General features: G+C 67.6%; 15 protein-coding genes. 9 read left to right on the top strand and 6 right to left on the bottom strand.

What is annotated here, in order from left to right:
- Together ACHZD8_RS14500 and ACHZD8_RS14495 are read left to right on the top strand one after the other, a co-directional pair.
- Positions 1 to 257, top strand: a 257-nt coding sequence (locus ACHZD8_RS14500) for a Txe/YoeB family addiction module toxin (protein ID WP_394771135.1), incomplete at its 5' end; no start/stop codon positions are given.
- A gap of 318 nt (positions 258 to 575) precedes the next feature.
- On the top strand, positions 576 to 941 hold the full coding sequence (locus ACHZD8_RS14495; protein WP_394771134.1) for a hypothetical protein: 366 nt from the start codon (positions 576 to 578) through the stop codon (positions 939 to 941).
- A gap of 36 nt (positions 942 to 977) precedes the next feature.
- Here the strand turns inward: ACHZD8_RS14495 and ACHZD8_RS14490 are convergent, their stop codons facing one another.
- The 3 genes from ACHZD8_RS14490 to ACHZD8_RS14480 all read right to left on the bottom strand — a co-directional run bounded on the left by ACHZD8_RS14490 (position 978) and on the right by ACHZD8_RS14480 (position 3408).
- Positions 978 to 1484, bottom strand: a complete 507-nt coding sequence (locus ACHZD8_RS14490; RefSeq protein WP_394771133.1) for a GNAT family N-acetyltransferase — start codon at positions 1482 to 1484, stop codon at positions 978 to 980.
- An 82-nt stretch (positions 1485 to 1566) separates the two neighbouring features.
- Positions 1567 to 2085 (bottom strand): AAA family ATPase, encoded by a 519-nt coding sequence (locus ACHZD8_RS14485; protein ID WP_394771132.1) that lies wholly within the window; start codon positions 2083 to 2085, stop codon positions 1567 to 1569.
- A gap of 102 nt (positions 2086 to 2187) precedes the next feature.
- Positions 2188 to 3408, bottom strand: coding sequence for an MFS transporter (locus tag ACHZD8_RS14480; protein ID WP_394771131.1), 1221 nt, complete (start codon positions 3406 to 3408; stop codon positions 2188 to 2190).
- Between the two features lie 88 nt (positions 3409 to 3496).
- On the opposite strand from ACHZD8_RS14480, the gene ACHZD8_RS14475 reads away from it, so the two are divergent.
- The 5 genes from ACHZD8_RS14475 (at position 3497) to ACHZD8_RS14455 (ending at position 6918) form a co-directional block, all read left to right on the top strand.
- Positions 3497 to 4060, top strand: a complete 564-nt coding sequence (locus ACHZD8_RS14475) for a TetR/AcrR family transcriptional regulator C-terminal ligand-binding domain-containing protein (RefSeq protein WP_394771130.1) — start codon at positions 3497 to 3499, stop codon at positions 4058 to 4060.
- Between the two features lie 139 nt (positions 4061 to 4199).
- Positions 4200 to 5456 (top strand): TSUP family transporter, encoded by a 1257-nt coding sequence (locus ACHZD8_RS14470; protein ID WP_394771129.1) that lies wholly within the window; start codon positions 4200 to 4202, stop codon positions 5454 to 5456.
- Between the two features lie 192 nt (positions 5457 to 5648).
- A complete protein-coding gene (locus ACHZD8_RS14465) occupies positions 5649 to 6008 on the top strand; it encodes a cupin domain-containing protein (RefSeq protein WP_394771128.1) in 360 nt (119 codons plus the stop codon).
- 76 nt (positions 6009 to 6084) lie between these two features.
- A complete protein-coding gene (locus ACHZD8_RS14460; RefSeq protein WP_394771138.1) occupies positions 6085 to 6444 on the top strand; it encodes a VOC family protein in 360 nt (119 codons plus the stop codon).
- Positions 6445 to 6510: 66 nt separating this feature from the next.
- Positions 6511 to 6918 (top strand): DUF2255 family protein, encoded by a 408-nt coding sequence (locus tag ACHZD8_RS14455; protein ID WP_394771127.1) that lies wholly within the window; start codon positions 6511 to 6513, stop codon positions 6916 to 6918.
- A gap of 11 nt (positions 6919 to 6929) precedes the next feature.
- Here the strand turns inward: ACHZD8_RS14455 and ACHZD8_RS14450 are convergent, their stop codons facing one another.
- Positions 6930 to 7745 (bottom strand): phytanoyl-CoA dioxygenase family protein, encoded by an 816-nt coding sequence (locus ACHZD8_RS14450; RefSeq protein WP_394771126.1) that lies wholly within the window; start codon positions 7743 to 7745, stop codon positions 6930 to 6932.
- 71 nt (positions 7746 to 7816) lie between these two features.
- On the opposite strand from ACHZD8_RS14450, the gene ACHZD8_RS14445 reads away from it, so the two are divergent.
- Entirely contained in the window at positions 7817 to 8650 is an 834-nt protein-coding gene (locus ACHZD8_RS14445; RefSeq protein WP_394771125.1) for a helix-turn-helix domain-containing protein, read from the top strand.
- A 21-nt stretch (positions 8651 to 8671) separates the two neighbouring features.
- Here ACHZD8_RS14445 and ACHZD8_RS14440 read toward each other — a convergent pair whose 3' ends face one another.
- Both ACHZD8_RS14440 and ACHZD8_RS14435 read right to left on the bottom strand, forming a co-directional pair.
- Complete coding sequence (locus tag ACHZD8_RS14440) at positions 8672 to 9718, bottom strand: medium chain dehydrogenase/reductase family protein (RefSeq protein WP_394771124.1); 1047 nt, start codon at positions 9716 to 9718, stop codon at positions 8672 to 8674.
- Between the two features lie 103 nt (positions 9719 to 9821).
- A complete protein-coding gene (locus ACHZD8_RS14435) occupies positions 9822 to 10436 on the bottom strand; it encodes a TetR/AcrR family transcriptional regulator (protein WP_394771123.1) in 615 nt (204 codons plus the stop codon).
- Between the two features lie 117 nt (positions 10437 to 10553).
- Between ACHZD8_RS14435 and ACHZD8_RS14430 the strand changes: the two genes are divergently transcribed.
- Complete coding sequence (locus ACHZD8_RS14430) at positions 10554 to 11390, top strand: ZIP family metal transporter (RefSeq protein ID WP_394771122.1); 837 nt, start codon at positions 10554 to 10556, stop codon at positions 11388 to 11390.

The following is an 11390-nucleotide window of genomic DNA, read 5'->3' as shown; positions in this document are numbered from 1 at the left end:
CTCGCACGATCGCCTTCGACCCGAACGGGTGGGGGGACTACGTCTACTGGCAGACCCAGGACCGCAAGACCCTCAAGCGCGTCAACCAGTTGATCGCCGATGCCCTGCGTGATCCGTTCGCCGGTATCGGCAAGCCCGAGCCCCTCAGGCACATCCTCTCCGGCGCCTGGTCCCGCCGCATCGATGAGACGAACCGTCTGGTGTACTACGTGACGGATGCCCACATCGTCATCCTGCAAGCGCGTGAGCACTACTGACCCGAGATCCCCGGATCTCGGGTCAGCTGCGTTCGTGGCGTGACCACATTTTGACCACATCCGCCTGAGATTGTCGGAGATTGAGGGCAGAAACCAGGCGCCGAAAACCCCGGAATATCAGCGATTCTGGGGTTCAGGTGATCACCAGAGATGGTCCGTGCCGAGCACACGGCTCATAATCGTGGTGTCGCGGGTTCAAGTCCCGCTCCCGCTACTTACCTTTATTTGCGTGAAATTTGGGGCTGTCAGTCTCCGCTTTCAGGCCCTCCAGCTGGGCGCCTGACCACATTGCGTCGTCGGCGCGAGTAGCGTGTTGCCATGGATGAGCGGATCGCGGATCGCGTCATTGTGCCGGATGTCGTCGGGCTCCCCTTCCATGTCGGCCGTGACGTAGCCGCCGAGTCTGGCGTCGCTCTTGCTAGCGCCGATCCCGATCAGCCATCGATCAATGCTCTCGCCTGGCCGGGGTTGTTCTGCATCACAGCGCAGAACCCGCCTGCGGGCACCGAGGTTTGCCGGTGGGACTCCGTCGCCGTCGAGATCGTTGGCTATGGCGAGGCGGACCGCGGTGCGCTTCGGACCCCCCCGGTCGCGCCGCCGGCCGATGTGGCACACGCGAAACCAGAGACGACTGATTTCGTCGACCTGACTCCGACCGAGAACATCGACCAGAACCCGCTCTGACGATCGGGGGATGCTAGCCGCCAGGATGTCGGGCGACTAGAGGTCCTTCAGGTAGAACAGCGAGTTCCCATGGGTGTTGTCCGGTTCCACTCGGGCGGTATCGACGAATCGGAGTTTGGCCATTACACGGCGAGAAGGAGCGTTCCACTCACGGACGGTGGCCCAGAGGCGTTGATGGCCTGACTCCTTGGCCCAGCTGAGCACAGCCCGCGCGGCCTCCGTGGCATACCCCTGACGCCAGGCCTTCCGGAGAAATTCGTAGGCCAGTTCTGGCTCGCCGTCCTGTCCGTGGGCGTTGGGAATCAGGCCGCAGTAGCCGATGACATCGCCGGAATCTCGTCGCTCTGCCGCCAAGAGTCCCAGGGAGTCATCCGGGTCTCCGCGACGGATCCACTCCTCGATGTCCTCCAGCGTCGGGTGACCGTCCGGGTCGATCCGACGATGCGGAGGCACGCGAGGATCACGCTCGGTCCACAGCTCGCGCTGGACGGCGGCATCGGACGCCTGCCACCGCCGCAGCAGCAGCCGATCCGTCTCGAGCACGACCTCGCCCCCGGACACTCGCGCGTGGTTCATAGCGATGATTATCCGGCAGCCACTGCCACCGCGAGCGGGTGGGTTCGCCTCACCAGCCGGCTTTTTCCTTCACGATGGTCGCCGTCGCCACGATCGAGCGTTCTGAGGTGTCCACGACGAGGTGATCCAGCGAAGCAACTTGGAGGATGGCTGCGAGTTCTCCCGCGCGCTCAAGGTGCCATTCCAGCCCGGAAGCGTCGTCGGCGTGGCGTAATCCGAGCCTTCTGGTCAGGATGGCAGGGGCGGCTTCCAGCCGACAGATGAGGAGGCCGCTACTCTGCAACGCCGCCTCGTACCGCGGTATCTCGCCGGCTTGCTCGATGACTCCGGCGAGGATGAAGTGCTCGACGCCGGCACGACGATAGTTGACCACAAGATCGCGGAGGTTCGCGATTTCCAATTCGTGATTGAAGCGGTCGCCTTCGGGTGCCGGCCAGGAACGGCGGATGTGGTCCAGGTCGATCACGGCATGATGATGCCCCCTCGTCATCTCCAGCGTGCTGAGTGCTTCCGCGGTGGTCGACTTTCCGACGCCGACCGTGCCGTTGAGAAATACGCTGTCGATCACTCGTCGAGACTCTCACGTCGCATGACCCGCTGAGCGTTAGCAAGAGCAAGGGAGTTGTTCCGCGACGGTCGAGTTGTGGCCGAGTTCGACCGTGTTGGGTGATCAACCCGTCGCCGCGGCCGGCCGAAGCTCGCTTTCGCGATTCCGTCGGCGCGCCCGGAGGAACCCCGCGCCCGTCGCGATCACAACCAGGGTGACGTCCAAAGCCCCGTACGCGACGGCCGTCGGTTCGAGCCCGAACGGTGCGACGGCGAGGCCGGCCGCGAGCGCGGGAACACTGAATGCCACGTAGCTGACGATGTACATCGACGCGAAGACCTCACCACGCTTGGCGATCGGCGCCGCTTCGCCGAGCGCGTGCACCGCGAAGCGGAAGGCCGCCCCGAAACCGAGCCCGGCGATCGCCGATCCGACAACATAGAGCGGCAGGGTGCTCGACAGCATCGCCGCGATGGTGATCACGACGCCGACTACGAGGGTTGCGTAGCCGAACCACTCGCGCAGTTGCGGCGGCACGACCGCCGAGACGACGGTGCCGCCCATCCCCGCGACGAAGAACACCCCGAGCACGATGCCCACAACGAAGTGATTGTGCACCTCGAAGACCGTGCCGATCACCGACGACCCGAGCGACTGGTACAGCCCGCCGAGCGCCCACGTCGCGCCGATCGACGGAACCAGGGCGAAGAAGATCGGGCGCATTGACGACGGAATCCCGGCGCTCGGCAGGAGAGACCGCCAGATCGATCCCTCGGGACTCGACTCCGGGCGAGCGCGTTCGGGAATCAGCCAGACGAGCGCCGCGAGCACCAGGTAGACGATGGCGAGGATCCAGAAGACGAGTTGGCGCGGCAGGGGTGCGAACTCGACGAGGGCACCGGCGAGCACCGCGCCGATCGCAATTCCCAGTGACGGCACCGCGCTGCTGACGATCGAGCCGACCCGCGGACTCGGCCCGGAATCGAGGATCATCGCGGTGAGGGTGCCGGTGGCGGCGCCGACGGCGAATCCTTGCACGATTCGCGCGGCCATCAGGCCGCCGGAGTCCCCGGCAGTCACGAAGAACACCATGCCGAGCGCGAGAAGTACCAGGGCTCCGGAGGCGACCGGCCGTCGCCCTATCCGGTCGGAGAGTGAGCCGACGGTCAGCAGCGCGGCGAGCAGCGCGGCGACGTAGACCGCAAAGATGACCGTCAACACGAACGCGGAGAAGCCCCAGAGCCGCTGATAGACGGGGTAGAGCGGCGAGGGCGCCGAGGCGGCCGTCAGCGTCGCGGCGCCGGCAGCCGCGGCGACGACGAACGAGAGTGGGCGGGAGAACATGGAACCTCTTTCGTAAAGCAATGAAGTTGGCTTTAACTACGGTAGGTCATGTTCTCAATAAAGCAAATATCTTTGCCATAATGGGGGCATGTCCAGTCAGGTAGCCGCGACTCGCCCCGGCGGAAGAAGCAGCCGAGTGCTGACCGCGATCTACACGTCGGTCGGCGAGCTCGTGGGCGAGGGTGTCGAGAAGATCACCTTTCCCGTGATCGCGGAGCGAGCGGGGGTCAATCCGACCACGCTGTACCGGCGCTGGGATGACGTCAATGCCCTCCTCGAGGAAGTCGCCGTCGCCGCCCTGACGCGGGACGGGGAGTCGGTGCCCGATACCGGATCTCTCGAGGAGGACCTCACGGAGTGGGCGATCATCATCGCCAGCGACATCATCCGCCCCAAGCGGGCCCGATACCTGCGGGCGATGGTGTCGGCGCGGGTGGAGGTGCTTGTGAGCTGCCCGATCACGGAGAGGCGTCGCGAGCAGGCCACAGAGATCGTGAACCGTGCCTCCGAACGCGGGGAGACGACTCCCACGGTCGCCCAGATCCTCGACCACGTCGTCGCGCCGCTGTACTACCGCGTCGTCTTCGCCCTCGAGGTAGACCAGGACTACGCGCGGCGCCTGGTCGGCGATGTGCTGGCCATGGCTCGCTGAGCCGGTATCGGGCTGCGAGTTGCGGCCGATGCCTCGTCCGCCTCCTACGGGTCCGGAATCGCAACGTAGGTCGAGGCGCTGCTGCCGCCGAATCGCGTTACCCGGTGACTACCGAAGAGGGATGCGCGCCGAGGATACTATGACGGAACGACTCAGCGCGGACGGCGGGAGCGTGGAGGTGGACTCGGTGGCGGGTGGTCGAGGAGAGATGACTTCGGCGGCCGGAGCCCGGGTCTCGAGATGGTGGTTGACGCTCGCACTGATCGGCGTGATCGGGGGAGTGCTCTCCGGTCTGTTCGCAATCGGCGGAGGAATCATCATGGTTCCCCTGTTGGTGACCTTCGCCGGCCTGTCGCAGCGGAATGCGGCCGCGACATCGCTCGCCGCCATTGTTCCCGCCGCGATCTTCGGATCCGTCACCTATCTCGTCGCCGGCGAGATCGACCTTCTCGCCGGAGTCTTCATCACGCTCGGCGCCGTGCCCGGGGCGTTGATCGGCAGTGCGCTGCTCAAACGGATTCCGCTGGTGTGGCTGCGGTGGATGTTCATCGTCTTCATCCTCCTCGTCGCGGCGCGCATGTTCTTCATCACTCCGATCCGCGGGGATCGACTCGCGTTCTCGGTCGTCATCGCCATCAGCTACATCGGCCTCGGCCTCGCGATGGGGATCCTTTCCGGCCTGTTCGGAATCGGCGGTGGAATCATCGCGGTGCCGGCGCTCATCGGGCTGTTCGCCGTGAGCGACCTGATCGCCAAGGGGACGTCGTTGCTCGTCATGATTCCCACCAGCGTCGTGGGAACCGTCGCCAACTGGCGCGCGCGAACCGTGGATGTGCGCGCCGGATTGGTGGTCGGGGTCGCCGCGACCATCGGGTCGATCCCCGGTGCGCTCCTCGCGCTGGTCATCGCGCCCAGAGTGTCCTCAGTTCTGTTCGGCGTTCTGCTCGTTGCGGTCGCGGCGCAGCTGACCGTGCGCGCGGTCAGGCGGCCAGGCGGAGGGGTGCCGAGCCCCGGCGCGGCCACCGACCGGCCTCGTGGAGAGGACAGTGTGATGGGTGAGGCAGAGGTGGCTCCGGAGACGAGGGGTGTCGCGGTCGAGCTGCTGGACACGGTGGATCTCGGCCCCGAAATCCCGGGCCTGGAAGGGCGCCGGCTTCGTATGAGAATGGTGACCATCGAGCCCGGAGGGGTGTTCGGCCCCGTTCACGACCACAGGGGCAGACCGGGGATCGTCTACGTGCTGCGGGGAACGATCACCGACCATCGCGAGGGAGTCGCCACGGACTACGGGCCGGGGGTGGGCTGGCCCGAGGACCGGAACACCGTCCACTGGCTCGAGAACCGGGGGACGGTTGCGGCCGTCGAGATCTCGGTCGACGTCGTCAGCGGCGAGTAGGCGGATCGGCCTCGCCGCCACCGCGATAACCGTCGGGAAGCCCGCACCGGGTTCAGATCTCTGGCGGCACCTGCGGATGGCGCAGCGGGCCCGGGCGGAGATCGTGGAGCTCGAGGGCTCGCACGTGATCATGATCTCCCAGCCCCGGGCGGTGACCGACGTGATCCTCACGGCGCTGAAGGCGGTCGGCTGATGGCGGCCGAGCCGGCCGATGCCCTCGCGAGCAGGCTCAAGCGCACCGAGCTGCAGCACAAGCCCTCCTCGATTCCCGGGCGGGACATCGTGCAGGTGCTCACCGAGATCCCGGTCGGCGCCGAGTCCGGCTGGCACACCCATCCGGGCGAGGAGGTGGGCTACATCCTGGCGGGGACCGTGGAGATGCGCATCCAGGGCGAGGCCACCCTCCTGCTGCGTCAGGGGGATCCATTCCTGATGCCGCCGGGCACCCCGCACAACGCGCTCGACGTGGGACCGGGCACCGGGATGATGCTCTCCACCTACATCGTGGATGCGGCGGAGCCGCTGGCGTCGTTCGTCACCATCGAGTCCTGAACGCGGACGCGCTCGAGCGGGGGTGGGTTGTAGGCTCGCACTGCCCCTCGACCGAGCAAGGAAGTGCGCCGTGGACATGCGACTGGAACTCGTGCCGTTGCCGTCGACCGACGTCGACCGAAGCAAGGCCTTCTACGTGGATCGGGTGGGCTTCCACCTCGATCACGACATCGAGCCGGGCAACGGCATGCGGATCGTGCAGCTCACCCCGCCCGGGTCGGCCTGCTCCATCGTGGTCGGCGTGGGAATCAGCGATCCCACCTCGGCCCCGGTGCACGGCATCCACCTGGTGGTGGACGACCTCGACGTCGTGCGCGACACCCTCGTCGGCAACGGGGTCGACGTGTCGGGTATCAGCGACATGGGTGGCGTGCGCTACGCCTACTTCAGCGACCCGGACGGCAACTCCTGGGCGCTCCAGCAGATCTCCCGCTAGGCACACGGATGCTCGGGGATCGCACCGTGGCGGCGCGACCGCTCACGTCCTAGAGTGTTGGTCACTATGGACTGGGACCAGCTGGTGAGCCACCTCGCGGCGACGACGGTCGTCGCGATCGTGACGCAGCGAGCAGACGGCACGGACGCCGTGGCCCCGATCTGGGTGGTCGTCGTCGACGGGCAGCCCTACGTCCGTTCCTATCTGGGGCCGACCGCCCTCTGGTACCGACGCGTGCTCTCCGGTCGGCCCGTCGCCTTCACGACCGGCGACGGCGAGGTGGCCGAACGCGACACGGCCGCCGCCCTTCTGCAGCCTCGGGTGGCGGTGCGAACGGAGTACGTGAACCCCGGCGACCCGATCCAGGCCGCCATCGACGGCGCGTTCCTCGCCAAGTACCGCGCATTCCCGGAGGCGGACGAGATGGCGAAGCCGGCCGTCGTGGCCTGCACCCTGCGCATCCTCCCCGGCTAGACCGAACGGTCTCAGTGCGCGCCGGCGGGCAGCCATCCCTCGCCGCATGCCCCGCCGTCGACGCTCTCGGTCACCGTGACCTCCTCCCCCTCCGGGGTGAGCAGCGGGTTGTAGAAGCGCGCGACCTCCGTGCTGGTCTGCGGCACGTAGTGGAAGATCAGCGAGCGGCGAAAGCGGTCGGTCGAGCGGTTCGGGCCGGAGCCGTGCACCATGCTTCCGTGGAAGAAGAGCACGTCGCCCGCCCTCATCGTGGTCTGTTCGGCGCTCATGCCCTCGGGGAGTTTGATCTCGTCGCGGGTGAACGATTCGGTCGCGTCCGCCTCCTGGGGGCAGATGATTTCATAGCGGTGCGATCCCGGAACGACCTTGAGGCCGCCGTTCTCTGCGTCGCAATCGTCGATGGCGATCCACACGGCGATACAGGTCTCGGGATGCGCCTGCAGGAAGATATTGTCCTGGTGCAACGCCTGCCCTCGTGCGGCCGGCGGCTTGAAGTAGAACATCGACTGGGCGGCGAACACGGGCCCCATCAGCTCGGTGACGAGGTTCATGATGCGGGGGTCGAGCATCCATCGCCTGGCGAGCCGGCCCACCTCGAGTTCGGTGCGCCGATGCGGATGCACCAGCCGGGGGAATCGCTTGAGCGGGTCGTCGTGCGGCACGTGGTCGTCGTTGCCGACGGAGACGTCGCGCGCGACCTGCTCCATGAACGTCTCCCGGATCTCGGCCACCTCGTTCGTGTCGAGGAGCGAGCGGAGCTGGAGCACGCCGAGCCGGTCGAACTCCGTGGCCAGAGAGGTGTCGGTGTCGGGGATGATATTCAACATACGAGTGAGCCTCTCGGAGTTCGTGCACTAAGACCAGCGAATTCCCTGCCCGAATAGTAGAAGATTCAGCTATGTCACCGATTGGATCCCGCCCGGAGTCGACGGCACCGGTGTTCGATCGGCTGGTCGGCGGCCACTTCACGGAGGGGCAGGAATACGCGGCCTGGCGCCCTCGAGGCACCGGCGACTACCTGCTGGTCCACACGATCGCGGGGGCCGGGCTCTTCGGCGCACCAGGCGGCGACCTGCTCGTCGAGGCCGGCGACGCCGTGTTGCTGCGCCCCGGGCTGCCGCACGACTATCGCACCGCGCCCGGCGCCGACGCGTGGGAATTCGACTTCGCCCACTTTCATCCGCGTGCGGAATGGCTGCCTCTGCTCGAGTGGCCGGTGCGGCTCGGCGGCCCCGGCCTCATTCACACGGATGGCGAGGTGCGGGTGCGGGTGGGTTCGGGGCTTCGCCGATCCGCGGGGCTGCGGCTCGGCGCGCTCCCCCGCGCCGAGCTGTTCGCCGTCAACGCCCTCGAGGAGGCCCTCCTCTGGCTCGATACCCAGAATCCGCTGACCAGCCGCACGGACGAACGCGTACTGCGCGTGATCGAGCACGTGGGCTCCCATCTCGCGGAGCCGCTTGACGTCGGCACTCTCGCCGAGATCGCGCACCTTTCGCCGTCGCGTCTCAGCCATCTCTTCTCCGAGCAACTCGGGATCAGCCCTCAGCGCTACGTGGAACGCGAGCGCATGACGGTGGCGAAGCAGCTTCTCGACCTCACCAATCGACCGGTGGCCGCCATCGCCAGGGAGGTGGGCTGTGACGATGCGCAGTACTTCTCCGGGCGCTTCCGGCGGTTCGCCGGGGTGACTCCGAGCGACTACCGGCGGCGCGGGCGCCTCGCGAGCGGATAGCCGCGACGGTCGCGTGCCCGGTCAGGGAACGAGAATGATCTTGCCGCGGACCGTGCGCGACTCGGCGAGGGCCAGCGCCGCGCCCGCCTCGGCGAGAGGGAACCGCGCGGCGATGTTGGCGGTGATGGTGCCGTCACCGAGGAGCGCAAACACGCGGCCGAGGTCCTCCACCAGGCGGGCGCGATAGCGTGCCGGGCGAAGGCGGTGTCCAGCCCAGAGGTCGTAGAAGGCGGCGGTGCGACGGTTGGGCAGCACGTTCCACAGGGCGACCTGGCCGAGCGCCCTCACGAACGGCATGAGCATGCTGCCCGTGCTGGTGAGCTCGGAGGCGATGGCGTAACAGACCAGCACGCCGGTGGGAGAGAGCATGCGGTACGACTCGTACATCATGGCCCCGCCCACGTTGTCGAAGACAGCATCCACCCCTGCCGGGGCCAGCTCGAGAACGCGCTCGACGATCCGCGGATCGTTGTAGTCGACCGGCTCGACCCCCGCGGCGCGGAGGGCCTCGTGGTGGCGGGGCGATGCGGTGCCGATGACCCGCACCCCGGCGAGCTGGGCGAGCTGGATCAGGATGCCGCCCACCCCGCCGTTCGCGCCGTGCAGTAGCACCGTCTGGCCGGCCTTCACCCGCGCGGTGCGGTGCAGCATCTGCCAGGCGGTGAGTCCGTTCACCACCACGGTCTCCGCCTCGGCCGCGTCGATGCCGGCCGGCACCGGCACGCTGTCGCGGGCGGCGACGATAGCGTGGCTGGCCCAGCCGCCGGTCTTCGTCACGGCGGCCACCCGGGTGCCGACCAGGGCCGGTTCTCCGCCTGGCCCCACCTCGAGCACGGTGCCGACCAGGTCGTAGCCCGGCACGAAGGGGAACGCCGGCTGGCCGAAGTAGCGGCCGCGGCGCATCGCCTGCTCGGCGAAGGAGATTCCCGTCGCCTCCACGGCGACGAGCAACTCGCCGTCCCCGGGGGCGCGGAGCCGGCGGCTCTCCACGCGTAGCCCATCGGGCTCCACCGGCCCCGGCAGAACTACTTCGACGGCGGTGATCGTGGTGGGTGTCGAGCTGGTCATCTGAAATGCCTTTCGTTGGGATGAGCGCTTATGTGACTGACTGAACAGTCACTTTTGAGGACACGCGAAAGGGCGAACCCTCCCGCGCGGGATCGGGGCCGGATCAGCCCCTCGTCGGTGCCGGATCGCCGGGGGTCGGCGCCTCATCCGGGTGTTGGATGCCGTCGCTGAGCGTGTGCGCCCAGGTCTCGTCGATCGAGTTCAGGTCCGCCTGCACGATCAGGTGGCAGAGCTGGCCGTAGGCGACGAATCGCTGCACGGCGGAAGCGTCGGCTCCCGAGGCATCCGTCACGGCCGTCACGAGCTCGGCGAGGCCGCGCTGCACGGCGGCGCGGATCTCGGGAACGTCGCACGCGCTCTGGGCGTGCACCTGCAGCATGATGAGATCCCGATCCCGGATGAGGTCCACGTAGGCGTCGGACATCGCCGCCAGGATCTGCTCGGGAGTGGAGGCATCCGTGGCCTCCGCGCTGGCGACCAGCCCGACGCGCACGCGCTCGTAGCAGTGCTCGACGGCTGCCACGAAGAGGGCGAGCTTGCCGGGGAACAGCCGGAAGACGTAGGCCGGCGACACCCCGGAGGCCGCGGCCACCTGCGCGACCGGGGTCGCGTGGTAGCCGGCGTGCGCGAACACGCGCACGGCGTGGGAGACGATCTTGGAGCGCTGAGCCTCGGCGGTCGACCGCGATTTCGTCTCGGCGACGGGGGTGGATGACATGTAACTGATTGAACAGTCACAACTCGGAAATGTCAAGCGGGATGCGCATGGCCCACGAGCGAGGTTAGGCTCGCCTAATCCAGCCGATCGGGCTGCCGTCGAAAGAGCACGCTGACCATGAGCCTCGTCAACTTCCTGATTCTCGGGGCGATCGCGGGTTTCACGATCTTCCTCGGCCTGCCCATCGGCAGGCTCCGGTCGAAGTCGCTGCGTCTCATGTCGCTGCTGAACGCGATCACCATCGGCGTGCTCGTCTTCCTGCTCTGGGACGTGTTCTCGCATGCCCTCGAACCGATCGACGGGGCGCTCGCGGAGGCCACGGCCGGCAGATCGGCATCCTTCCTGCCCTCGATCGGCCTCGTGTCGGTCTTCTTCGTGTCGGTCTCCGCCGGCCTCCTGAGCCTCGTGGCCTACGACCGCTGGGTGGCGCGGCGGGCCGAGGCCGGAAGCCTGGCTGCCGTCTCGGGCGGCGCCCCGGGCATCCTGCGGCTCGGTGAGGCGCCGAGCAGGCTCGCCTTCCTCATCGCGGTGGGAATCGGCCTGCACAACTTCTCCGAGGGCCTCGCGATCGGCCAGTCGGCCGCGAACGGCCAGATCAGCCTCGCCATCGTGCTGGTGATCGGGTTCGGCCTGCACAATGCGACCGAGGGATTCGGCATCACCGCGCCCCTCGCGGGCCAGGGGGTGCGGCCGTCGTGGGGCCAACTGGCCATTCTCGGCGTGATCGGGGGAGCCCCGACGGTGGTGGGCACTCTGCTGGGAGGCGTGTTCGTGAACGACGTTGTCTCGATGGTGTTCCTGGCCCTCGCGAGCGGGTCGATCCTCTACGTGATCGTTCAGTTGCTCGGCGTGGCCAAGAGGTTCGGCCTCGGCTACACCCTCTACGGAGGGATGCTGATCGGCCTGTTCGCCGGATTCGCCACGGACTTCGTGGTCACCGCCGCCGGGGTCTGA

It is taken from the genome of Lacisediminihabitans sp., assembly GCF_043726815.1.
Taxonomy (GTDB): Bacteria; Actinomycetota; Actinomycetes; order Actinomycetales; family Microbacteriaceae; genus Lacisediminihabitans.
Note: the sequence above shows the minus strand (reverse complement) of the source record. Positions and strands in the feature narration are given on the sequence as shown.